Annotated in this window: 22 protein-coding genes and 1 tRNA gene; 15 read left to right on the top strand and 8 right to left on the bottom strand. The window is 68.2% G+C overall.

Going from position 1 to position 22393, the window contains the following annotated elements; genetic code table 11:
- Positions 1-103: 103 nt before the first annotated feature.
- From BBX35_RS11710 to BBX35_RS11690, 5 genes are all read right to left on the bottom strand, one after another.
- A tRNA-Arg gene (locus tag BBX35_RS11710) sits at positions 104-180 on the bottom strand.
- A 190-nt stretch (positions 181-370) separates the two neighbouring features.
- Positions 371-1942 carry a sensor histidine kinase gene (locus BBX35_RS11705; protein WP_208979829.1) on the bottom strand — a complete coding sequence of 524 codons (1572 nt, stop codon included), beginning with the start codon at positions 1940-1942 and terminating at the stop codon, positions 371-373.
- A gap of 102 nt (positions 1943-2044) precedes the next feature.
- Positions 2045-3475, bottom strand: coding sequence for a dihydrolipoyl dehydrogenase family protein (locus BBX35_RS11700; RefSeq protein WP_067220183.1), 1431 nt, complete (start codon positions 3473-3475; stop codon positions 2045-2047).
- Between the two features lie 59 nt (positions 3476-3534).
- A complete protein-coding gene (locus BBX35_RS11695; RefSeq protein WP_067221473.1) occupies positions 3535-4329 on the bottom strand; it encodes a TVP38/TMEM64 family protein in 795 nt (264 codons plus the stop codon).
- A gap of 43 nt (positions 4330-4372) precedes the next feature.
- Positions 4373-5224 (bottom strand): DUF547 domain-containing protein, encoded by an 852-nt coding sequence (locus tag BBX35_RS11690; RefSeq protein WP_083206241.1) that lies wholly within the window; start codon positions 5222-5224, stop codon positions 4373-4375.
- Between the two features lie 411 nt (positions 5225-5635).
- Between BBX35_RS11690 and rpmH the strand changes: the two genes are divergently transcribed.
- From rpmH to BBX35_RS11645, 9 genes are all read left to right on the top strand, one after another.
- A complete protein-coding gene (gene rpmH, locus BBX35_RS11685; RefSeq protein ID WP_067220180.1) occupies positions 5636-5770 on the top strand; it encodes a 50S ribosomal protein L34 in 135 nt (44 codons plus the stop codon).
- A gap of 35 nt (positions 5771-5805) precedes the next feature.
- Positions 5806-6252, top strand: a complete 447-nt coding sequence (rnpA, locus tag BBX35_RS11680; RefSeq protein ID WP_228187138.1) for a ribonuclease P protein component — start codon at positions 5806-5808, stop codon at positions 6250-6252.
- A gap of 18 nt (positions 6253-6270) precedes the next feature.
- A complete protein-coding gene (gene yidC, locus BBX35_RS11675; RefSeq protein ID WP_067220177.1) occupies positions 6271-8136 on the top strand; it encodes a membrane protein insertase YidC in 1866 nt (621 codons plus the stop codon).
- Between the two features lie 307 nt (positions 8137-8443).
- Complete coding sequence (locus BBX35_RS11670) at positions 8444-9082, top strand: CatB-related O-acetyltransferase (protein ID WP_067220175.1); 639 nt, start codon at positions 8444-8446, stop codon at positions 9080-9082.
- Positions 9083-9119: 37 nt separating this feature from the next.
- Positions 9120-9830, top strand: a complete 711-nt coding sequence (gene yihA, locus BBX35_RS11665) for a ribosome biogenesis GTP-binding protein YihA/YsxC (RefSeq protein WP_410176289.1) — start codon at positions 9120-9122, stop codon at positions 9828-9830.
- 196 nt (positions 9831-10026) lie between these two features.
- Complete coding sequence (locus BBX35_RS11660; protein WP_171901442.1) at positions 10027-12276, top strand: putative bifunctional diguanylate cyclase/phosphodiesterase; 2250 nt, start codon at positions 10027-10029, stop codon at positions 12274-12276.
- A gap of 112 nt (positions 12277-12388) precedes the next feature.
- A complete protein-coding gene (gene argB, locus BBX35_RS11655; protein WP_083202481.1) occupies positions 12389-13303 on the top strand; it encodes an acetylglutamate kinase in 915 nt (304 codons plus the stop codon).
- On the top strand, positions 13300-14037 hold the full coding sequence (locus BBX35_RS11650) for a pyrimidine 5'-nucleotidase (protein WP_083202480.1): 738 nt from the start codon (positions 13300-13302) through the stop codon (positions 14035-14037). The genes argB and BBX35_RS11650 overlap by 4 nt, the downstream gene beginning before the upstream one ends.
- A 15-nt stretch (positions 14038-14052) precedes the next feature.
- Entirely contained in the window at positions 14053-14952 is a 900-nt protein-coding gene (locus BBX35_RS11645; protein WP_067220169.1) for a DUF817 domain-containing protein, read from the top strand.
- Here the strand turns inward: BBX35_RS11645 and BBX35_RS11640 are convergent.
- On the bottom strand, positions 14912-15832 hold the full coding sequence (locus BBX35_RS11640) for a LysR family transcriptional regulator (RefSeq protein WP_067220168.1): 921 nt from the start codon (positions 15830-15832) through the stop codon (positions 14912-14914). The two genes, BBX35_RS11645 and BBX35_RS11640, sit on opposite strands and share 41 nt — an antisense overlap.
- 131 nt (positions 15833-15963) lie before the next feature.
- Here BBX35_RS11640 and BBX35_RS11635 point away from each other — a divergent pair, with 131 nt between their 5' ends.
- The 4 genes from BBX35_RS11635 (at position 15964) to BBX35_RS11620 (ending at position 19073) form a co-directional block, all read left to right on the top strand.
- A complete protein-coding gene (locus tag BBX35_RS11635; RefSeq protein ID WP_067220165.1) occupies positions 15964-17067 on the top strand; it encodes an alkene reductase in 1104 nt (367 codons plus the stop codon).
- Positions 17064-17420, top strand: a complete 357-nt coding sequence (locus BBX35_RS11630; protein WP_067220162.1) for a cupin domain-containing protein — start codon at positions 17064-17066, stop codon at positions 17418-17420. Before BBX35_RS11635 ends, BBX35_RS11630 begins: the two co-directional genes overlap by 4 nt.
- Positions 17421-17425: 5 nt before the next feature.
- Positions 17426-18442 (top strand): zinc-binding alcohol dehydrogenase family protein, encoded by a 1017-nt coding sequence (locus BBX35_RS11625; protein WP_067220159.1) that lies wholly within the window; start codon positions 17426-17428, stop codon positions 18440-18442.
- Between the two features lie 106 nt (positions 18443-18548).
- A complete protein-coding gene (locus tag BBX35_RS11620; RefSeq protein ID WP_083206307.1) occupies positions 18549-19073 on the top strand; it encodes an alkylphosphonate utilization protein in 525 nt (174 codons plus the stop codon).
- Positions 19074-19107: 34 nt separating this feature from the next.
- On the opposite strand, the gene BBX35_RS11615 is transcribed toward BBX35_RS11620, so the two are convergent.
- On the bottom strand, positions 19108-20013 hold the full coding sequence (locus BBX35_RS11615) for an EamA family transporter (protein WP_067221455.1): 906 nt from the start codon (positions 20011-20013) through the stop codon (positions 19108-19110).
- A gap of 164 nt (positions 20014-20177) precedes the next feature.
- Here BBX35_RS11615 and dapD point away from each other — a divergent pair, with 164 nt between their 5' ends.
- Complete coding sequence (gene dapD / locus BBX35_RS11610) at positions 20178-21038, top strand: 2,3,4,5-tetrahydropyridine-2,6-dicarboxylate N-succinyltransferase (RefSeq protein WP_067220158.1); 861 nt, start codon at positions 20178-20180, stop codon at positions 21036-21038.
- 42 nt (positions 21039-21080) lie between these two features.
- Here the strand turns inward: dapD and BBX35_RS11605 are convergent, their stop codons facing one another.
- On the bottom strand, positions 21081-21746 hold the full coding sequence (locus BBX35_RS11605; RefSeq protein WP_067220155.1) for a class I SAM-dependent methyltransferase: 666 nt from the start codon (positions 21744-21746) through the stop codon (positions 21081-21083).
- A 206-nt stretch (positions 21747-21952) separates the two neighbouring features.
- On the opposite strand from BBX35_RS11605, the gene BBX35_RS11600 reads away from it, so the two are divergent.
- Positions 21953-22381: a DUF805 domain-containing protein gene (locus tag BBX35_RS11600; protein ID WP_067220152.1), complete on the top strand. Its 429-nt coding sequence runs from the start codon at positions 21953-21955 to the stop codon at positions 22379-22381.
- Positions 22382-22393 lie beyond the last annotated feature (12 nt).

The following is a 22393-nucleotide window of genomic DNA, read 5'->3' as shown; positions in this document are numbered from 1 at the left end:
ACATGCGACCGGCAGACCAGAAGCCGGACAGCGGAGATCAGGCGTCACGAACGCACGAGCGTTACCCGTCGAGGCCGATCAAAAATCAAATTTTCTTGGGAAGTGGCGCACCGGGGAAGATTCGAACTCCCGACCCCCAGATTCGTAGTCTGGTGCTCTATCCAGCTGAGCTACCGGTGCTTAGGCCATCATGCCGGCGTATCAGACGAGAAGTGTCAGACACGAGGCGAGGCGGTCCGTCCGTGGCATCGCCTCCGGACAGCGCGCAATCTCTACTCTGGTCCTTTGAGGATTGCAAGCGAGGGCGCGCGTTTTTTCTCCGACTTTTTTGCGCGCTTCCACAGCCTGTTGATAAGCGGCCGGAACAGGCTCAGCGGCCGCTGTCGACAGTGGCCGACACGCGGCCGGATTCCGCCGTTTCGCCGGCCCCCTCGACGTTTGGCGGATCGTGCGGCGTGACGCGCGGCAGGCGGATTTCGAACTCCGCGCCCGGCCCGGCCCGCTCGACCAGGCGAATCTCGCCGCCATGGGCGCGCACCAGTTCGGCGGCAATCGCCAGCCCCAGGCCGGTGCCGCCGCGCCGGGCAGCGGACTGGAACGGGCGGAACAGCTTCTCGCGCAGGGCCGGCGGCACGCCCGGACCGGTATCCCGCACCCTCACCGCCACTTCGGCGGCGCGGCAGTCGGCCTCGACGATCACCCGGCGCACCAGCATGTCGGAGCCCGACTGCTGCAGCGCCTGGACCGCATTGCGGCACAGGTTCATCAGCACGCGGAACAGCTGCTCGGGATCGGCCTCGACCTCAGCCCCCTCCTCCACCCGGTTCTCGAAGGCGACCGGCCCGTCCGACGACAGGCCCAGCACCTCGCCAACATCCCGCACCAAAAGGTCGAGCCGCACAACCCGGCGGCGCAGCGGCGCCTCGCGGGCGCTGCCATAGGCCAGCACCGAGCTGGTGTAGCCGACGGCGCGGTCGAGCGTCGCGATGATCTTTGGCGCCAGCCGCTGCACGGTCGGATCGGCGACATGCTCCAGGCGCTCGGAAAACAGCTGCGCCGACGCGAGAAGGTTGCGCAGGTCATGGTTGATCTTGGAGACGGCAAGGCCGAGATCGGCGAGTTGCCGGCGGCTGTTCAGCGTTTCGGTCAATGTCGCCTGCATGGCGGCCAGGCTGTGTTCGGCATCGCCCACCTCGTCGTCGCGGCGCGAGGGTTCGATGATCAGCCCGGTGTCCTCGGGCGAGGCCTGGAAGCGGGCCATGGAGCGCGTCAGCCGCTGCATCGGCCGCACCAGGAGCCAGCGCAGCGACAGATAGACCAGCGCCGCCGTGATCGCCGAGATCACCAGCGACAGCGCCAGGATGCGCACGGAGAAGGCCCACATCGCGTTGCGCAGCTTGGCTTCCGGCATGACGATGTCGACCCGTCCGCCGATGCCCATCTGGGTGGGGCCGATGACGCGCATCTGCCCGTCGCCGGAGGACAGCAGGATGGCGAAGCTCTCCAGCACCGAGGTCATCGCATCGGCCTTGCCCATGTCGACAGTGCGGTCGATCTCGCCGGGCGTCTCGACCATGGCGATGAGGCGGCGGCGCTCGCCCTCGTCGAGGGCGACGGCCAGCGCACCGGTGGCGCGCAACAGTTCGGCCTGCACCGCCGGGGACACCATGTCGGTCTCCACCAGCACGCTGGCGGCAACGCCGGCGATGGTCAGCTTGTCGGTGAGCCAGGTGTTGCGGAAATTGGCGACGGACGGCACGAAGATCAGCACTTCGCTCAGCATCACGAAGAGCACGGTGAGAATCAGCAGCTTGCCCGACAACCCGCCCCAGCGGCGGCGACCTTTGCGATCGGGAGCTGCGCGCAGGCCTGCTGCCGGCGCGGACCGGCCTCGCGCCGCGCCGTCCCCGCGGGACGTCTCGTCATGATGCGGTGCGCTCAATGGCCACCCTGCCGCTGTCTTGCCGCCGCGCCTGCCCGCCCGTCGGCCAAAACGTCACACCCCGTTCCTGCCGCAGGGCCCGTTCGGCCCGCCCCTGCCGCCTCAGCCGAACCGGGCGAGAAAGCGGACGAGGCGGCGAATCCACGGGTTGCGCGCACTGTCAGCATAATAGGAAATCGCCGCGCGGCGAACCGCTTCCGAAAGGGAGGGATAGGGAGAGACGAAACCGGCAAGATCCCGCACGCCCAGCTTGCGGGCGACGACCAGCGACAGCAGGTTGGTGATCTCGCCCGCATCCGCCCCGACGACGCTCGCCCCGACGATCCGTCCGCCGCGTGCCGCGACCAGCCGCACCAGCCCGTCCGTGCGCGCTTCGGCCTGGGCCCGGTCGTTGCCGGCAAAGGCCGCCTCCAGCACCCGCACCCGCGCCGTCCCGAAACGCGCGCCCGCCTCCTCCGCAGTGAGGCCGACATGGCCGATCTGCGGGTCGGTGAAGGTAACCCGCGGAATGATCTCGCGGTTTTCCTTCGCCGGCAGGCGGAACAGCAGCGCCCGGATCACCACCCCGGCGTGATAGCCGGCAACATGGGTGAATTGCAGGCCGCCGGCGACGTCGCCGATGGCATAGACCCGGCGGTTGGAGCTGCGCAGATCCGCGCCCACGGTGATGCCGCGCCGGTCGAAGGCGACGCCCGCCTCCTCCAGCCCCAGCCCCTCGACATTGGCCTTGCGGCCGACGGCCAGCAACAGATGCGTGCCCTCGATCTCCCGCGCCGTGTCGCCCTCGCCGATGGTCAGCCGGATCGCGCCGGCCGTGCCGGACACGGCGGTGACGCTCGCCCCCTCGATCAGCTCGACGCCGTCGGCGCGCAGCCGCTCCAGCACGAGCGCGGCCAGCTCCGGATCCTCGCGCGGCATGGCGCGGGCCGCCTCGACAACGGTCACGCGGGCGCCGAGCCGGCGATGGGCCTGCGCCAGTTCCAGGCCGATCGGCCCGCCGCCGATCACCAGCAGATGGCCCGGGCACTCGCGCAGGGTGAAGATCGTCTCGTTGGTGTGCCAGGGCACCGCCTCGAGGCCCGGAATCGGCGGCACCAGCGGCGAGGAGCCGGTGGCGACGACGAAGCGGCGGGCGCAGATTTCCGTGTCGCCCGCCACCACCGTGGTCGCATCGCGAAAGCGCGCGGGCGCGCGGATCACCGTGACGCCCAGCCCCTCGAAACGCTCCTGCGAATCATGCGGGGCAATCGTGGCGATGACCTTGCGGACATGGTCGTTGACCGCGGCGAAGTCGACATCGACGCGCGGCACGGTGACGCCGAAGCGCTCGGCCTCCTCGGCATGACGCGCCGCCTTGCCGGCGGCGATCAGCGCCTTGGACGGCACGCAGCCGTAGTTCAGGCAGTCGCCGCCCATCTCCCCCTTCTCGATCAGCACGGTGTCGACGCCGAAGGCGGCAGCCGCCGCCGCGACGGAGAGCCCGCCGCTGCCGGCGCCGATGACGCAGATATCGGGAGTGAGGAGACGGGACATCGGATAGGCCCTTGCAACAGGAAGGAAACACGAAACGGACGAACGGCAAGTCGGCGGTGTCAGGTGCCGGGCGGTTTTCCTCGGCCGCGCCACTTTCGCAAGGCAACGGGAATGAGCGCCGCCAGACCGAGTGCGGCAAAGGCGAGCAGCAGCTGCGGCGTCACCAGCGCGGAGAGCTCGATGCTGCAGGTGCCGGCCGCCGCGCAGCCGGGCGAAGCCGCCTCCTGCGCCGCGATCACGCTGTCGAGCCCGGCGCCGATGAAGGCATAGGCATAGGTGCCCGGCAGGATGCCGACGAAGGTCGCGACCAGATAGGGGCGCAGCCGCATGCCGAACACCGCCGGGGCGACATTGACCAGCCAGAACGGGAAGACCGGGGCAAGGCGCAGGAACAGGAGATAATGGAACGCGTCCTCACGAAAGCCTTCCGCCAGGCGCGACAGGAACGGCCCGGCACGCGCCGCCAGCGTCTCGCCGAGCGACATGCGCGCGGCCAGGAAGATCAGCCCCGCGCCGATGGTGGCGGCGAAGGCGACCACCGTGCCGCCGAGCGCCCAGCCGAACAGGAAGCCGCCGAGCACGGTCAGCAGCGAGGCACCGGGAAAGGACAGCGCCACCGCCGCCACATAGACGGCCGCAAAGCCGGCAATGGCGAGCCACAGGTTCTGCGACACGATTCCGGCGAGCTCCATACGCCGGCGGATCAGCTCGGAAAGGCTCAGATGCTCGTGCAGGCCGAGGGCATAGCCGAGCGCCATCGCCGCCAGGATCACCGCCAGCGGCAGGAAACGGCGCAGCGCGGAGCGGTGCGCCGCCCTTTCCCTCGTCTCCGTCCGGCCCTTGCCGCTGTCCATGGGCTCGCGTTCCCCCTCCGCCGCGACGGCCGAGGGCTTTGCCTCAGCGCGCATCGTTCAGCCTCCAGTCGTAGTCGTAGCCGATGACCGGCGGGTTTGCATCGAGCCTTGCGGCAAGCGTTCCGTCCGCATGGCTGCGCCAGTGGCGGCGCAGGTCGCGCTCGCTGCCGAAGTCCTCGTCGAACCAGCTGTAGATGCGCGACACGCGCAGGCCCTCGGCCTTCGCCTCCACTCCGCGCGGATGGTTGATGAAGGCCCGCGCGCCCTCGTCCAGCATCCGCTCCAGGTCGCGGGCGCGATAAGCCCGCCGCGCGAGATTCGGACAACCGATGGAGGCGCAGTTGACCGCGTAGTGCACGCGCGGCTCGCGCCAGCGCTTCCTCAGGATCTCGTGCTCGATGTCGTCCAGCGACAGGTCCCGCCCCTCCACGCGCACCAGATCCTTGCGCCACGGCCCGCGGGAGAAGAAACCGCCGCCGAGATCGATGTCGCGGATCGAGGCGACGGGATAGTGGGCGAGCACCACCTGCAACGTGACCGCATTGTAGAGATTGACCCAGTAGGCGAAGGCCTCGTCGCGCGGCAGGCGGGAGGCGGCAACCCCGGCAAGGCTCTCGATGTAGCGGTCGAGCGCTGTGCGCCCCTCCTCGCGAAAGCGGGCGTAGCGCACCCGGTTGAGCCCGTCGCCGCCTGCCGCCACGTAGCGCTGCAGCAGTTCGGTGAAGGCCTCGTGCGGAGGCTCCGCGGCCTCGGCGCGCGGCGCGCGGACCAGGGCCGCGGCACCGATCCCGGCCACCACCATGCGGCGCGACAGGGGGCGGTACGACAGCGGCGTGCCGCCGGCATCGTTGGCGGCCTCGCCCTGCGTCTTCACCGTCCGTCGCCTCCACGCCATCTTGCCTCTCCCTTGGCCTTGCTGTGGTTCTAACGTCGATATGGGGCGAGGAGGTCCCGGAATCGTAGCAGAATCGGTTGCTCTCACCGGGAAGTGAACCCGCGGGCGGGGGCCGTGAGCCCTGCGTGAACCGGTCTTGAGCCGGGCACGGACCCGATTGCGCGACCGACGAGGCGGAAACTTGCGCAAAGAGGGGAAAACCTGCGCTTCCTGCGCTGTCCCGACGCACCGCTTGTCGTTGACTTCATCCGGTTCGGCCCGTATAAGCCCGGCAATCGGGTCGTGCTGACTTATGCGGCGCCCACGACGCCTCCGTCCGATCGGTCTTTAAGGCCTGGGCCGGCGGGGGTCGACCACCAGAAAAATTCGATAACCAGGGCCGCGCGCCCCTCAGCGCGCGGGAAGAAGACAATGAAGCGCACCTATCAGCCGAGCCGCCTCGTCCGCAAGCGCCGCCACGGCTTCCGCAGCCGGATGGCCACGAAGAACGGCCGCCAGGTTCTCGCCCGCCGCCGCGCCAAGGGCCGCAAGCGGCTGAGCGCGTAAAGCGGGCTCGGCGGGCGGGCAAAGGAGTCGTTTCGGTGATCCAGCCCCCGCCGCGCACGACATTGCCGACGCTGAAGAAGCGCGCCGAGTTCCTGGCCGTCGCAAAGGGCGGCCGGAGCTCTCGGCGTGCTTTTGTCATGCAGGCAGCCGCCAGCGAGGACGGCCCGCGCATCGGCTACACGGTCACCAAGAAGACCGGCAACGCGGTGGAGCGCAATCGCATCCGCCGCCGTTTTCGTGCCGCCGTGCGCGCCGCCGCAGAGCAGGCGCGCAGCGATGTCGACTATGTTCTGGTCGGCAGGCGCGGAGCCCTGTCCGCCGAGTTCGGCGACCTTGTGCGGGAGATCGGGCAGTGCCTGGCCCGCGCCCCGCTTTCGGGCGGAGACGCACCGCGGCCGCGACACCGCAAGCGCCCCGCCCCGGGACATCCCGAACAGCGTCGCGGCGGCAGCGACCGCCGCAGCGAAACTTCCAGCGAATAACGAAGGTGAACGCCGACAATGGCCGAAAACCGTAACACGATCCTGGCTATCGTCCTGTCGCTGATCGTCCTGCTGGGCTGGCAGTATTTCGTTGCCCAGCCGCAGCTCGACAAGCAGCGCGAGCTTGCCCAGCAGCAGGCGGCCCAGAGCGAGCAGACCACGGCAGACGGGACCCCGGCCCCGCAGACGCCCGGCGCGGCCCCCGCCGCCGGCCAGGGCGGCGCCAGCGTTCCCGGCAGCACCGGACCGGCCACCACCGGCATGACCCGCGAGCAGGCTCTGGCGACCGGATCGCGCGTTGCCATCGACACCCCGCGTGTCGCCGGCTCGATCAATCTCGTCGGCGGCCGCATCGACGATATCCGCCTGAAGGACTATCACGAGACCGTCGACCCCAGCAGCCCGACCATCGTGCTGTTCTCGCCCAAGGGCGCGCCGAACCCCTATTACGCCGATTTCGGCCTCACCGCCGATCCGGGCGCCTCGGTCGCCCTGCCGGACGCCAACACCGTGTGGCAGACTCCGCAGGGCGCGACGCTGACGCCGCAGACCCCGGTGACGCTGACCTTCGACAATGGCGCGGGCCTCGTCTTCGAGCGGGTCATCTCCATCGACGCGGACTACATGTTCACCGTCGAGCAGCGGGTGCGCAACACCGGCGCCGAGGCCGTGCAGGTCTATCCCTACGGCATGATCGTGCGCAACGGTACGCCGCACACCGCCGGCTTCTACATCCTTCACGAGGGCCTGATCGGCGTCTTCGGCGATGCCGGCCTGTCCGAGGTCGACTACGACGACCTGCAGGAGAGCGGCCGCATCCGCCCGGCTGCCGTCAACCAGGGCTGGCTCGGCATCACCGACAAGTACTGGGCAGCGGCGCTGGTTCCCACGGGCGACGGCGATTTCCAGCCGCAGTTCTCCTATGCCCAGGCGACCGACAACTTCCAGGCCGACTATCTGGGCGCGGCCGTGCGCGTCGAGCCGGGCGCGACGGCGAGTGCCACCACGCGCCTGTTCGCCGGCGCCAAGGAGACGGCCAAGCTCGACGCCTACGAGGAGAACCTCGGTATCAAGCAGTTCGAGCTCTTGATCGACTGGGGCTGGTTCTACTTCCTGACCAAGCCGCTGTTCTTCTTCATCGACTACCTGTTCCGCCTGGTCGGCAACTTCGGCGTGGCGATCCTCCTGGTGACCGTCGTCATCAAGGCGATCTTCTTCCCGCTTGCCAACAAGTCCTACGTCTCCATGAGCAAGATGAAGCTCGTGCAGCCGCAGATGGTCGAGATCCGCGACCGTTACAAGGACGACAAGCAGAAGCAGCAGCAAGCCCTGATGGAGCTGTACAAGAAGGAGAAGATCAACCCGCTGGCAGGCTGTCTGCCGGTGCTGGTGCAGATCCCGGTCTTCTTCGCGCTCTACAAGGTGCTGTTCGTCACCATCGAGATGCGGCACGCGCCGTTCTTCGGCTGGATCCAGGACCTTTCGGCGCCCGATCCCACGTCGCTGTTCAACCTGTTCGGCCTGATCCCCTGGGATCCGCCGCACATGCTGATGCTCGGCATCTGGCCGCTGATCATGGGTGTCACCATGTTCGTCCAGATGAAGATGAACCCGGCCCCGCCGGACCCGACCCAGCAGATGATCTTCACCTGGATGCCGGTCCTGTTCACCTTCATGCTGGCCTCGTTCCCAGCCGGTCTGGTGATCTACTGGGCCTGGAACAACTCCCTGTCGATCACCCAGCAGTGGATCATCATGCGCCGTCAGGGCGTCAAGGTGGAGCTCTGGGACAACCTGCGGGGCACCTTCAGTCGAAAGAAGGACGAGCCGGCGGAAAAGCCCAAGGCGGACAAGGCCAAGGCCGACAAGCCCAAGGCGAAGTAACCCGCCCGCCCTCGCAGGCACCGCAAGATCGAAGTGTGGCCCCGGAGCAACCCTCCGGGGCCATTTTTGTTCTTCTCGCCGCACAAGGGTTGCGGCGGCGGCACGGGGCACCCATTAAAACGGAACCAATTCCGGGGAGAGGGCCGATGAACAGGATCGCCTGAAGATGGCGCGGAACGGTGGCTGCGACGATGGCCGCCAGACGCGCCCGACATGTGCCGACATGCTGCACCGGATCCCGGCAACGGACCGGCCGGAAGCAGCGCACACGCCCAGCGATACCTGATCCGACCCCGGAGACATCCCCATGCACGGACCGAACCCGCGCACCCGCCATCCCCTGTCCGGGGAGGCGCACACCGTCTTTCTCAACACGGTGATCACCCGCCCGACCATCGAGGTCGGCGACTACACCTATTATCATGACGAGGACCACGCGGCGGAGTTCGAGACCCGCAACGTGCTCTACCATTTCGACTTCATCGGCGACCGGCTACGGATCGGCCGGTTCTGCGCCCTGGCCACCGGCGCCCGTTTCATCATGAACGGCGCCAACCACCCCATGCACGGCTTCTCGACCTACCCTTTCGCGATCTTCGGCGAAGGCTGGTCGGACGGGTTCGACATGGCGGAGCTGGGCGTCGGCTATCGCGGCGACACGGTCGTCGGCAACGACGTGTGGATCGGCCGCGAGGCGATGATCCTGCCCGGCGTCACCATCTGCGACGGGGCGGTGATCGGCGCCGGGTCGGTGGTGGCCTCGGACGTGCCGCCCTATGCCATCGCGGTCGGCAACCCGGCACGCATCCTGCGGTTGCGCTTTCCCGAGGATGTGATCGAGAGGCTGCTGGCCGTCGCCTGGTGGGACTGGCCGGCGGACAAGATCTCCCGGAATCTCGGCGCGATCCGCGGCGCGGACCTCGACAAGCTGGAGCGGGCCGTCTAGAGCATCGGACCGGGCGGCGCCGCCGCCCGGTCCGCGCATCCAGCGCCGCCACCGCACGCAAGCCGAGACAGACGCCGCCATGAGCCAGCCGGACCACAGCTCCGACGCAGACAGTCCCCACAGCCCGGAGGACATCGAGGCCGGCCGCCTGCTGTTCCGCCGGCCCTGGGCCTTCGTCACCAGCGTCGCGCATCTGGAGCAGCTGCCGCCGGAGGGCGAGATCGAGGTCGCCTTCGCCGGCCGCTCGAATGTCGGCAAGTCGAGCCTGATCAACGCCATCACCGGCGTCAACGGGCTGGCGCGAACGTCGAACACGCCGGGCCGCACCCAGATGCTCAACTTCTTCGCCGCGCCGGAAAGCGCGGTGACGCTCGTCGACATGCCCGGCTACGGCTATGCGCAGGCGCCCAAGTCCATGGTCGATGCCTGGACGGACCTCGTCTTCACCTATCTGCAGGGCCGCGCAAGGCTGCGCCGCGTCTTCGTGCTGATCGACAGCCGGCACGGTCTGAAGGCGAACGACCTGGAGGTGATGGGCCTGCTGGACAAGGCGGCGGTGAACTACCAGATCGTCCTGACCAAGATCGACAAGATCAAGCCCGGCCAGCTCAAGCGCGTCCTCGACGAGACGGCGGAAAAGATCCGCAAGCGCCCGGCCGCCCATCCGCAGATCATCGTCACCTCCTCGGAAAAATCGACCGGCCTCGGCGAGATCCGGGCGGAAATCTTCAAGCTTTCCGCCGGCTGACCAGGCAGGCCGCAGTCGGCTCTTGCCGACCTGCGAAAAATAGGGATGCTGTTGCCCGATTGCGGGGGCAGCATCGACAGGGGTTGCGAATCCTCCCATTTTTTAACGCTGCGTAAAGTCACATACGTTATGCCTGCGGAATCGAGGGGACAACCGCATGCAAATGGAAAGCGGGCAAGTCGAACGCGGGAATGCCATGGACGGCAGGTCCGGGACGGCGACACGACGGCCCGGCGATGCCCGGCTGCGTGCCGAGCTCGCCAGTCTGGAGCTCGTCGGCCATTCTCCCGATCCGGCGCTGGACGAGATCGTCCGCCTCGCCGCCCGCATCACCCGCTGCCGCAAGGCCTTCGTCACCTTCGTGCATGAGCCCGACGTCTTCGTGCTCGCCGGCACGGGCAGCGATGCGAAGCAGGTTCCGGCCGCGACCTCCGTGTGCGGCGTCGCCTATGGCGCCGATCAGCCGCTCATCGTCCCCGACCTGACCGCCGACCCGCGCTTCAAGCACTTTCCCTATGTCGAGATGGAAGGCGGCAACCGCTTCTATGCCGGCTTTCCGGTGCGGCTGGACAACGGCTTTCCCATCGGCACGCTCTGCGTCATCGACGACAAGATCCGCCCGCAAGGCCTCACCGAGGACGAATTCGCCAGCCTTGCCCATCTCGCCGGCCTCGCCGTCCGCCTGCTCGAATGCCGCCGCCGCGACGCGCGCTTTTCCGACTATCTGGAGATCGCCTCCGACTGGATCTGGGAGCAGGACGCCCAGTTCCGCTTCACCTATCTGTCGCCCAGCGCCGACAAGCATCTTCTCGAGGTCGGGAAGTTCATCGGCAAGACCCGTTGGGAAGCCCCCTCCGGCAATGGCGAGAGCCCCGAGTTCTGGGCCGACCACAAACGGCTGCTGGAAGCGCACATGCCCTTCCGCGACCTGCGCTTCCGCTGCTACCGGGAGGGCCGGGAGCACTTTCACTCGATCAGCGGCCGCCCGGTCTTCGGCGCCGACGGCACTTTCCTCGGCTATCGCGGCACGGCGCGCGACATCACCGACATCGAGATGGTCAACCGGGAGCTCGAGCATCTCGCCCGCCACGACCCGCTGACCGGGCTCGCCAACCGCGCCACCTTCGAGACCCGCGTCACCGACGCCTTCCGCCGCTGGCAGGAGACCGGCGAGGAAGCGACGCTGTTCCTGCTCGACCTCGACCATTTCAAGCTGGTCAACGACACGTTCGGCCATTCCAGCGGCGACCGGCTGCTGATGGAGACGGCAGAGCGGCTGCGCGCCCATGCCGGGCCGCAGGCGACCGTCGCCCGGCTCGGCGGCGACGAATTCGCCATTCTCGAACCCTCGCTCGCCCGCGACGGAGCGATCGCCGAATATGCCGCCGGCCTCGCCCAGGCCATCGCGGTCCCGGTCGCTGGGACGCAGGAGCACGAGGACGTCGAATGCGGTTGCAGCATGGGCATCGCCGTGCTGCCGGACCATGGCGGCTCCTTCAGCCAGTTGATGGGCAATGCCGACCTTGCCCTTTACGAGGCCAAGACCAAGGGGCGCGGGCGCTTCATGGTGTTCGACACCGCGATGCGGCGCGAGGCGGACGGGCGCAACACGCTGGCGCGCGAGCTGGTCGATGCGGTCGAGCAGCAGCAGTTCCAGCTGCTCTACCAGCCGGTGGTGCGCATCAGCGACGAGGCGGTGATCGGCGGCGAAGCCCTGATGCGCTGGAACCATCCGGTGCGCGGCGTGCTGCCGCCCGGCGCCTTCATCGCCGCGCTCGACGGCAGCCGCCAGGCGGCCGATGTCGGCTATTGGGTGCTGGAGGAGGCCTGCCGCACCGCTCGTCCCTGGGCACTGACCGCGCCGCACGGCTTCCGCCTGTCGGTCAACCTGTTTTCCGGCCAGCTGCGCGACCCGCGGCTGGTCAACCGGGTCCGCTCGATCCTGGAGCGCACCGGCTTCGACGGGCGCAATCTCGACCTGGAGGTCACCGAGAACATCCTGCTCGCCCCCGGCGGCGATCTCGCCGAGACGCTGCAGAAGCTGAAGCTGCTCGGCATCGCCATCGTGCTCGACGATTTCGGCACCGGCTACGGCTCGCTCAATCACCTGCTGCAGTTCCCCATCGACCGGATCAAGGTCGACCGCCAGTTCGTGCGCGGGCTCGGCGAGAAGGTCGACTACAACACCGTCACCCATGCGGTGGTGAAGCTGGCCGTCGATCTCGGGCTGAAGGTGACGGCGGAAGGGATCGAGACCGAGGAGCAGAAGAACTTCCTCGCGCTGATCGGCTGCAACGACCTGCAGGGCTTCCATTTCTCGCGCCCCGTCGCCGCCGCGCGCATCGCCGAGCTGATCGGCGCCGCCGAGGCGCCGGCCTCCGCGCTGCAGGCCGCGGCCGTCGCCACTGCCGCCTCCTCTTCCCAGCTCAAGGCCAGCGTCGCCTGACGCCTTTCCCACGGCTTTCGCACCGCCAGCCTTTCCCGGGCCGCAATTGAGCCCATATCCGAAAGCAGCTATAGACCTTCGACGATGCGCGGATACCCGTCCGCCGTTCCTCATGTCCAGCCGAGGTGCCACTGCGTCCATGACCGAAACCGCCCCGATCAATCCCGCCAAGGTCATTTCCACCGCCCTGCCGCACATGCTGCGCTACGACGATCAGGTCGTGGTGGTGAAATACGGCGGCCACGCCATGGGCGATCCGGCCCTGGGCAATGCCTTCGCCCGCGACATCACCCTGCTGCGCCTTGCCGGCGTGCTGCCGGTGGTGGTGCATGGCGGCGGCCCGCAGATCGGCACGATGCTCGACCGGCTCGGCATCAAGAGCGAGTTCCGCAACGGCCTGCGCGTCACCGACAAGGCGACGGTGGAGATCGTCGAGATGGTTCTCGCCGGCTCGATCAACAAGGAAATCGTCCATCTGATCAATGCCGAGGGCGGCAAGGCGGTCGGCCTGTGCGGCAAGGACGGCAACATGGTCACGGCCGAGAAGCTGACGCGGCGGGTGCGCGATCCCAATTCGGCGATCGAGCAGATCCTCGACCTCGGCTTCGTCGGCGAGCCGGCGGAGGTCAATCCGACCGTGCTGCGTCTGGTCATGAAGGAAGAGCTGATCCCGGTGGTCGCGCCGGTCGCCCCCGGCGTCGACGGCGAGACCTACAACATCAATGCCGACACCTTCGCCGGTGCCATCGCCGGCGCGCTGGATGCCAAGCGGCTGCTGTTCCTCACGGACGTTCCGGGCGTGCTCGACGCCAACGGCAAGCTGATCAAGGAGCTGACCGTCTCGCAGGCGCGCGCGCTGATCGAGGACGGCACGATCTCCGGCGGCATGATCCCGAAGGTCGAGACCTGCATCGAGGCGCTGGAGCGCGGCGTCGAGGGCGTCGTCATCCTCAACGGCAAGGTGCCGCACGCGGTGCTTCTGGAGCTGTTCACCGACCAGGGCGCCGGGACCTTGCTGCGCCCATGACCGTCAGCGAAAGCGAAGGCCGCCACGCGCACGAGCAGGACCTGCGGGTCTTCACCGGCGTGGAGGCCTGGGTCTTCGACCTCGACAACACGCTCTATCCGGCCAGCTCCGACCTGTTCTCGCAGATCGACGCGCGCATCTCCGACTATATCGCGCGTCATCTCGGGCTGGCGGCGGAGGAAGCGCGGCTGAAGCAGAAGGCGTTCTACCGCGACTACGGCACCACCCTGCGCGGGCTGATGATCGAGCACGAGATCGAGCCGGACGCCTTCCTCGAATATGTCCACGACATCGACTATTCGCCGGTCCTGCCCAATCCGGACCTCGGCAAGGCCATCGCACAGCTGCCGGGCAAGAAGTACATCTTCACCAACGGCGACCGGCCGCATGCGGAGCGCACCGCCGCCCGGCTCGGCATTTCCGAGCATTTCGACGACATCTTCGACATCGTCGCCGCCGGCCTGCTGCCCAAGCCGAACCTGGAGACCTACAACCGGTTCCTGGAAAAGACCGGCGTGTCGCCGGCGCGCGCGGCGATGTTCGAGGATCTCGCCCGCAACCTGCAGGTTCCGCACAAGCTCGGCATGCGCTCGGTGCTCCTGGTGCCCGAGGGCACGCGCGCCGTCTTCCGCGACGAGTGGGAGCTGGAGGGCCAGAACGCCCCCCATGTCGATTTCGTCACCGACGACCTGACCGGCTTCCTCAATGCCGTCATCGGGGCGATGCGCGCCTGAGCCCGGAGACCGGCGATGCGGCTTGACCTCGTGCGCCGGCTCGCTCGGCCGGCCAATGCGGCCTCGCGGACCGAGCGCACCCTGCACCGGACCCTGCCCTACATCTACCGGCGCCTCGGCGGCGGGGTGCTGGCGCGCGCTGCAGTCGAGTTCCTCGCCTTCGGCGTCAAGCAGGCCTATGCCTGCATCTACGGCGCGCTGCTGCTGGCGCTGATCCTCGCCACCCGCTTCTGGTATCCGGAGGGAGCTGCGCTCGCGCGCTACGATTTCCTCTTCCTCGCCGCGCTGGCGATCCAGGTCTGGCTGCTCGCCGCCCGGTTCGAGACGCTCGACGAGGCCAAGGTCATCCTGATCTTCCATGTCGTCGGCACGGCGATGGAGGTGTTCAAGACGGCCGCCGGGTCCTGGGTCTATCCGGAGGAGAGCTTCTTCCGGATCGGCGGCGTGCCGCTGTTTTCCGGCTTCATGTATGCGGCGGTCGGCAGCTATCTCGCCCGCGTCTCGCGGATCTTCGACTTCGCCTATTCGCACTACCCGCCGCTCTGGACCACATGGCTCTTCGCGCTGGCGATCTATGTGAACTTCTTCACCCACCACTACACGATCGACATCCGGCTCGGCCTGTTCGCCGCCCTGGTCCTGCTCTACGGACGGACCTGGGTGCATTACTCGGTCTATCGCTACCGCCACCGCATGCCGCTGGTGCTCGGCTTCTTCCTCGTGGCGCTGTTCATCTGGCTGGCGGAGAATATCGGCACCTTCGCCCGCGCCTGGAGCTATCCGGACCAGGCCGACGGCTGGACGCTGGTTTCCATCGCCAAGCTGAACGCCTGGGTGCTCCTGATGATCATCTCCTTCGTGCTGGTGTCGCTGGTCAACCGTCCGCGCCGGGAGCCTGCGCCCGCGGATCGGTGAACACCGACAACTCGCTCGCCAGCCGCTCGATCAGCACGCGCACCCGGCGCGGCTGCACCGTGCCTTGCGGATAGACGATCTGCAGCGCCGTGCTGCCGGCCGCGTAGTCCTCCAGCAGCTCCACCAGCGCCCCGCTCGCCAGATCCTCGTCGACGTCGCGGATCGACTTCAGCGCGATCCCCCGCCCCTGCCGGCACCAGTCCCGCACGAGGCCGCCGTCATTGGCGACGCGCCGGCCGCGCACCGCGACCCTGCGGATCTCGCCGTCGATGAGGAACGGCCATTCCCGGTCGAGATTGCCGCCGAAACGCATCAGGATGCAGTCGTGCCGGGCGAGATCCTCCGGATGCTCCGGCGCCCCGTGCGCCGCCAGATAGGCGGGCGAGGCGCAGACCGCGCGCCGGTTGCCGCCGAGCGAGCGGGCCCGCAGCGTGCTGTCGGCCAGCGTGCCGTGACGCACCGCCAGGTCGATCCCCCGGCCGACGAGATCGACATAGCCGTCGGTCAGATCGAGATCGACGGTCACATCCGGATGTTCTTCGAGAAACGCATCGAGGATCGGCACGATGCGCCGGCGGCCGAGATCCTCCGGCGCGCTCATGCGGATCGGGCCGGAAATCCGCTCCGCCCCGTGGCGGATGCGGTCCTGCAGTTCCGCCGCCTCGGCCAGCAGCCGCCGCGCGCCCTCCACCAGCACCGCCCCCTCGTCGGTCAGGGCGATCCGCCGCGTGGTGCGCAGCAGCAGCGTCGCGCCATATTGCCGCTCCAGTGCAGCCAGCCGCTCGGAGACGGTGGCCGGCGACAGGCCGAGATCGCGGCCGCCGGCGGCAAGGCCGCCCTTTTCGACGATCCTCAGGAACAGTGCCAGGTTGTCGAGCATACTTCTTCGGCTTCTTCGAATTATAATTTCGGATGCTAGCCGATTATCCGAAATCGCCGCAAGGACTAGATCCGGGACGAACCGTGCGGACCCGTCCGCATCCTTTTCCGACGTCCAGGAGGCACCCGGCCGTGACATCCAACCTGTTCGATCCCCTGACCCTCGGCGAGCTGACGCTGCCGCACCGCATCGCCATGGCGCCGATGACCCGCGCCCGCACCACCCAGCCCGGCAACGTGCCCAACGCGATGATGGCCGACTACTACGCCCAGCGCGCCGGCGCGGCGCTGATTGTCAGCGAGGCCACCCAGATCTCGCCCCAGGGCCAGGGCTATTCCTTCACCCCCGGCATCCATTCGCCCGAGCAGATCGCCGGCTGGCGGCTGGTGACCGATGCCGTCCATGCGGCCGGCGGGCGCATCTTCCTGCAGCTCTGGCATGTCGGGCGGATGAGCCACGAGATCTTCCATGCCGATGGCAAGCCGGTCGCCCCGTCCGCGCTAGCGCCCGATGCAAAGGTCTGGATCGTCGATCCGGCCACCGGCGAGGCCGGTATGGCCGACTGCCCGGTGCCGCGAGCGCTGGAGACCGACGAAATCCCCGGCATCGTCGCCGACTATGCGCGCGCTGCGGAAAACGCCATGGCCGCCGGGTTCGACGGCGTCGAGATCCACGGTGCCAACGGCTATCTGATCGACCAGTTCCTGCGCCGCTCGTCGAACCTGCGCACCGACCGCTACGGCGGCTCGCAGGAAAACCGCATCCGCTTCCTCGTCGAGGTCGCGGAGGCGGTGGCCGGCGCCATCGGCCCTGCCCGCACCGGTCTTCGCCTGTCGCCGGTCATCACCCAGCGCGGCATGGCCGACGACGAGATCATGCCGACCATGCTGATGGCCGCGCGCGAGATCGACCGGATCGGCCTTGCCTATATCCATCTGGCGGAAGCCGACTGGGACGATGCGCCCGAGACGCCGGACAGCTTCCGCATCGCGCTGCGCGAGGCCTATTCGGGCCGCATCGTCGTCGCCGGCCGCTACGACCTCGCCCGCGCGCAGGCGATCCTCGCCGCCGGCCATGCCGATCTTGTCGGCTTCGGCCGCCCGTTCATCGCCAACCCCGACCTGCCGCGGCGCTTGCACGAGAACCTGCCGCTTGCGCAGTTCGACCCGGCCACGCTGTTCGGCGGCGATGCGCAGGGCTATTCGACCTACCCGGCCTGGGAGGCGGCAGCATGACGATGCCGCTCTCCACCGCCGAGATCGCGGCCGGCATGGCCAACGGCCGCATCGGTACGGCCCTGGTGCTGGAAGACCGCGGCATGCGGGTCTGGCACCTGCGCCTTGCGCCCGGCGAGACGCTTGCCGCGCACCGTCATGACCGGCCGTATTTCTGGACCGCCCTGACCGCCGGCCAGGGGCGCTCGCGCTACGGCGACGGCAGCGTTGCCGACGTCACCTACCAGGCCGGCGACACGAGATATTTCCCCGATCTCGGCCCGCACAAGGCTTTCGTTCACGACCTGACCAATACCGGCACGGCGGAGCTTGTCTTCGTCACTGCCGAGTTCGATCCGCACCCACAAGGATGACAAGCATGAAAGCCGTCGGCTTCACCCGCTATCTGCCCATCGACGATCCGCAGTCGCTGATCGATCTCGACCTGCCCAAGCCCGCGCCGCAGGGCCGCGACATCCTCGTCGCCGTGCGCGCCGTCGCCGTTAATCCCGTCGACACCAAGGTCCGCTCGCCCAAGGAAAAGGTGGAGGACGCCCCGCGCGTCATCGGCTACGACGCCAGCGGCGTGGTCGAGGCGGTCGGCCCCGACGTCACGCTGTTCCGGCCCGGCGACGAGGTCTACTACGCCGGCGACATCACCCGGCCCGGCACGAACCAGGAGTTCCATCTGGTGGACGAGCGCATCGTCGGCCGCAAGCCGTCGAGCCTGTCCTTCGCCGAGGCGGCGGCCCTGCCGCTCACCACCATCACTGCCTACGAATCCCTCTTCCACCGGCTGCGCATCGACCGGGACGGGGCGGATGCGGGACGGTCGATCCTGATCATCGGCGGGGCCGGCGGCGTCGGCTCCATCGGCATCCAGCTGGCCAAGCGCGCCGGGCTGACGGTGATTGCCACCGCATCGCGCCCGGAAACTGTCGCCTGGGTGCGAGAGCTCGGCGCGGACCACGTGGTCAGCCACCGCGAGCCGCTGGCCCCGCAGGTCCGCGCGCTCGGGATCGAGCATGTCGACCATGTGGCGATCTTCAACGACATGCGACACTGGCTTGATGCGGTCGAGTTGATCCGGCCGCAGGGCTCCATCGTCACCATCGACGACACGCATCTGCCCATGCCGATGGAGCAGATGAAGACCAAGGCGGCGAGCCTGCACTGGGAGCTGATGTTCACCCGCGCGATGTTCGCAACGCCCGACATGATCGAGCAGCACCGACTGCTGGACTTCGTCGCGGACGAGATCGATGCGGGCCGGCTGCGCACCACGCTCGCCGAAACGCTCTCGCCGATCGACGCCCACACCCTGCGCGAGGCGCACCGGCGCATCGAGACCGGCACGGCGCGCGGCAAGATCGTCGTGGAAGGGCTCCCCGGCTAACCCGGCTTGGGAGAAAGTGTCGCTGTTCGTCCAACTGGACGCGGAGGCGCCGGTGGCCTATGCCACCGGTGACCTCTCTTCCATGCGCCTTCCGACAGGACATCCCATGACAGCTTGTGCCCTTTGCAATGCCGAAGGCGCGTCCGCCTTTGCCGTGACCCCGCGCGAGGACAGCGTGCCGCTTTGCCCCGTCTGCCAGGCCGGCGTGGAGGAAGGGCCGCAGGACGGGCCGCACTGGCGGTGTCTCAATGAGGCGATCTGGAGCCCCGAGTCGGCGGTGCAGGTTCTGGCATGGCGTCTTCTGAAAGCCCTGCCGGAAGCGCCCTGGGCGCGCGAGGCGCTGGAGATCGCCTGGCTCGAGCCGGACGTTCTGGCCTGGGCCGAGGAAGGCAGCGGCGCAGCAAGCGGCGAGGACGCCATCGTCCATGTCGACTGCAACGGCACGGTGCTGGCCTCCGGCGACACCGTCACATTGATCAAGGACCTGCCGGTCAAGGGCGCGGGCTTCACCGCCAAGCGCGGCACGGCGGTGCGCAAGATCGCCCTCGTCCCCGACAATGCCAACCATCTGGAAGGCAAGGTCGAGGGCCAGCGGATCGTCATCCTCTGCCAGTTCGTCAAGAAGGCCTGAGCCGGATTTCCGGAGGGGCCGGTTGCCGAGCCCCTCAGGTGCCCAGCAGCAGCAGCACGATGCCGCCGGCGATCAGCACCGTGCCGACGATCTCGCCCGGCATCAGCTTCTCGCGGAAGAACCACCACGAGACGATGAAGGTGAAGATCAGCTCCACCTGCCCGAGCGCGCGCACATAGGCGACCTTTTCCAGCGTCATCGCGGTGAACCAGCCGGCCGAGCCGGCAACGCCGACCAGCCCCACCCAGACGGCGCCGCGCCAATGGGTCATGCTGGCGCGCAGCTGGTCCGGCTCGCGCAGGCTCATCCAGGCGACCATGGCCAGCGTCTGGAACGCGGTGACGAAGGCCAGCGTGAAGCCTGCCTGCATCAGGAAACCGGGGCCGCCCAGCGCCAGCGAGGCGGCGCGGTAGCACACGGCCGAGATGCCGAACATCGCCGCCGAGGCAAGGCCGATCTGCGCCGGCCGCCCGGTCAGCGCCGTCAGCAGCGCACCCGCGCTCACCGGCTTACCGGCCAGCGACACGAAGATCACGCCGACCACGCCGACGGCGATGGCGACGCCGGCCAGCGGCGTGATCGTCTCGCCCAGCAGCACCAGGCCGAAGATCGCCGCCTGCACCGGCTCGGTCTTGGAATAGGCCGTGCCGGCGACGAAGTTTCTCAGAGAGAAGAGGTAGACCAGCAGGAAGGTCGCCAGGATCTGCGCGATGCCGCCGATCATGCCGAAGATCGCGAAGGAGGCGTTCGGCTCGGGCAGCGGCATGCCGCCGACGAAGTGAAGCCCCGCAAGGTAGAGCAGCGCGAAGGGAACGCCGTAGCCGAAGCGCACGAAGGTGGCGCCGGTCGTGCCGAGCCGCGCCGTGAAGTGGCGTTGCAGGGCGGATCGGGCGTTCTGGCAGAAGGCGGCGAAAACCGTGATGGGGATCCACAAGTCCATGCGCTGCCACATACAAGAAGCGGCCGGGACGGAACAGGCAAAAATGCCGAGTGGCCGGTCCCCCGCGCCGCCCGCCCGGCCTTGACTTCGCGAAGGAGCGGCGCTTAGGTCCGCGCGAAGAATTCCGACGCTTTCCCAGACACATTCTCCGGAGACCTGCGCGCATGACCACTGCCAATACCGACAAGGCGAAGCTCGCCTCCATCATCGACGCCGCCTTCGAGGACCGCGACACGGTCAACGCCCAGACCACGGGTGCGGTGCGCGACGCGGTGAACGCCGCGCTCGACCTGATGGACCGCGGCCATGCGCGGGTGGCGGAGAAGGCCGAGGGCGGCGACTGGATCGTGAACCAGTGGCTGAAGAAGGCGGTGCTGCTGTCCTTCCGCCTCAACCCGATGGAGATCATCAAGGGCGGTCCGGGCGATGCCACCTGGTGGGACAAGGTTCCGTCCAAGTTCGACGGCTGGCGCGGCGTCGATTTCGAGGAGGCCGGCTTCCGCGCCGTGCCGGGCGCCATCGTCCGCCGCTCGGCGCATATCGCCAAGAACGTCGTGCTGATGCCGTCCTTCGTCAATCTCGGCGCCCATGTCGGCGAAGGCACCATGGTCGACACCTGGGCCACCGTCGGCTCCTGCGCCCAGATCGGCCGCAACGTCCACCTGTCGGGCGGCGTCGGCATCGGCGGCGTGCTCGAGCCGCTTCAGGCCGGCCCGGTGATCATCGAGGACAACTGCTTCATCGGCGCCCGCTCGGAAGTCGTCGAGGGCTGCATCGTCCGCGAGGGCGCGGTGCTCGGCATGGGCGTGTTCATCGGCCAGTCGACCAAGATCGTCGACCGCGCCACCGGCGAGGTCTTCTATGGCGAGGTGCCGGCCTATTCGGTGGTGGTCGCGGGCACGCTGCCGGGCAAGCCGCTGGCGAACGGCGAGCCGGGCCCGAGCCTCTACTGCGCCGTGATCGTCAAGCGCGTCGACGAAAAGACCCGCTCCAAGACCTCGATCAACGAGCTGCTGCGCGCCTGATCGCAGCCAAGGTCGAGCAAGCATCCGCGTGTCGCCGCGCCGTCAGGAGACGGCGTGGCGGACCGCCATCAGCGACTTCGGCAGGCCGATGAACCGTTCGGTCACCAGCTCGGAGTCGGGGAAGAGATAGCGCATCTGCCGGCCGTCCAGCAGGCGCGCGTCCTCCAGCGACACCATCGCCTCGTCGAGATTGGCCGCCCGCGGGTAGAAGCCCGTGCGCATGGCCAGGTGGATCCGGTAGACCAGCGGATCGGGCAGCCAGTGCAGCAGCGGGAAGCGCGCATGCGGCTCGATCGGGAACCAGAAGCTCGGCGTCTGGATCATGTGGCTCGGCGCCAGCCGCCGCGCCTCGCGGGCGAAGGCCGACTTGTTGGCCCAGTTGCCGACATGCTCGATCACCGAATTGGAAAAGGCGACGTCGAAGGAATTGTCCGCATGCTCGGGCAGGTCGCAGGCGCTGCCGTATACCAGCTCGATCGGCAGGCTGCCGTCCGTCTCCGCCGTAAAGCCGAGATTGATGCAGGTGATGGTGACGCCGTCGAAATTCATCTCGTCGCGCCAGACGTGCCAGAATTCCGGCGTGCCGCCGAGATCGACGATGCGGCAACGGCCCTTTGCCGCGACATGGTCGGCGACCATCGCCTTGAGGCGCTGGACCCGTCGCTTGCGGAAGACATTGCTGGAGGAGGCGGGCGAAAGGCTGAACACGGATACTCTCCCGGCGGTTCTTGCGTCGTCGGCGGTGCGGGCAGACGTCCGACCACGGTCTTTTGCGTAGCAGCATTCCCATAACCGCCGATTAACGGGCAGGCAAAACGCCGCGATCGCAGGACAATCCCGGCAACCGGCTTGATTGTCGCTCGCCGGCAGCCTACTTCGAAGGCAGCAGACAGTTGTCCCGTCCAGGAAGTTCCATGTCGCAGCCGCAAGCATATCCGGGCCCGCTGGGGCCGTTCTGGCTGTTCTTCAGCCCGATCGGGCGCGTCTCGCGCGAGCCCTACATGCTGGCGCTCGGCTTCCTGTGGGCGGTCTTCGCCATCCCGGTCAGCCTGTGGGTGCAGACGCTGGAGATCCCCGGCGACCAGACGGCGGTCGTGACGATGGAGGATTTCGTCAATTCGCATCCGCTGCTGCCCTACATGCTGTTCGCCAGCCACTGGGTCGTTCTGGCGCTCGCCATCAAGCGGCTGCAGGACCGAAACCTCACCGGTTTCCTCGCCGTGCTGATCTTCGTGCCGGTGATCAACTTCTTCTTCGTCATCGGTCTCGGCCTGATGCCGGGCGAGCCGGGGCCGAACGCCTATGGCCCGCGCCCCAACAGCCGCTGGGCGAAACCATCCTGACGCCCCACCTCC

It is taken from the genome of Stappia indica, assembly GCF_001696535.1.
GTDB lineage: Bacteria > Pseudomonadota > Alphaproteobacteria > Rhizobiales > Stappiaceae > Stappia > Stappia indica.
The sequence above is the reverse complement of the archived record's forward strand: the minus strand, read 5'-3'. Positions and strand labels throughout refer to the sequence as shown.

Excerpts from the sequence above, each read along its gene's own strand:
- BBX35_RS11700 (WP_067220183.1), bottom strand. The coding sequence starts at position 3,475 with ATGTCCCGTCTCCTCACTCCCGATATCTGCGTCATCGGCGCCGGCAGC.
- BBX35_RS11695 (WP_067221473.1), bottom strand. The coding sequence starts at position 4,329 with ATGGACAGCGGCAAGGGCCGGACGGAGACGAGGGAAAGGGCGGCGCAC.
- BBX35_RS11690 (WP_083206241.1), bottom strand. The coding sequence starts at position 5,224 with ATGGCGTGGAGGCGACGGACGGTGAAGACGCAGGGCGAGGCCGCCAAC.
- rpmH (WP_067220180.1), top strand. The coding sequence starts at position 5,636 with ATGAAGCGCACCTATCAGCCGAGCCGCCTCGTCCGCAAGCGCCGCCAC.
- yidC (WP_067220177.1), top strand. The coding sequence starts at position 6,271 with ATGGCCGAAAACCGTAACACGATCCTGGCTATCGTCCTGTCGCTGATC.
- BBX35_RS11670 (WP_067220175.1), top strand. The coding sequence starts at position 8,444 with ATGCACGGACCGAACCCGCGCACCCGCCATCCCCTGTCCGGGGAGGCG.
- BBX35_RS11660 (WP_171901442.1), top strand. The coding sequence starts at position 10,027 with ATGGACGGCAGGTCCGGGACGGCGACACGACGGCCCGGCGATGCCCGG.
- argB (WP_083202481.1), top strand. The coding sequence starts at position 12,389 with ATGTCCAGCCGAGGTGCCACTGCGTCCATGACCGAAACCGCCCCGATC.
- BBX35_RS11650 (WP_083202480.1), top strand. The coding sequence starts at position 13,300 with ATGACCGTCAGCGAAAGCGAAGGCCGCCACGCGCACGAGCAGGACCTG.
- BBX35_RS11645 (WP_067220169.1), top strand. The coding sequence starts at position 14,053 with ATGCGGCTTGACCTCGTGCGCCGGCTCGCTCGGCCGGCCAATGCGGCC.
- BBX35_RS11640 (WP_067220168.1), bottom strand. The coding sequence starts at position 15,832 with ATGCTCGACAACCTGGCACTGTTCCTGAGGATCGTCGAAAAGGGCGGC.
- BBX35_RS11630 (WP_067220162.1), top strand. The coding sequence starts at position 17,064 with ATGACGATGCCGCTCTCCACCGCCGAGATCGCGGCCGGCATGGCCAAC.
- BBX35_RS11625 (WP_067220159.1), top strand. The coding sequence starts at position 17,426 with ATGAAAGCCGTCGGCTTCACCCGCTATCTGCCCATCGACGATCCGCAG.
- BBX35_RS11620 (WP_083206307.1), top strand. The coding sequence starts at position 18,549 with ATGACAGCTTGTGCCCTTTGCAATGCCGAAGGCGCGTCCGCCTTTGCC.
- BBX35_RS11615 (WP_067221455.1), bottom strand. The coding sequence starts at position 20,013 with ATGGACTTGTGGATCCCCATCACGGTTTTCGCCGCCTTCTGCCAGAAC.
- dapD (WP_067220158.1), top strand. The coding sequence starts at position 20,178 with ATGACCACTGCCAATACCGACAAGGCGAAGCTCGCCTCCATCATCGAC.
- BBX35_RS11600 (WP_067220152.1), top strand. The coding sequence starts at position 21,953 with ATGTCGCAGCCGCAAGCATATCCGGGCCCGCTGGGGCCGTTCTGGCTG.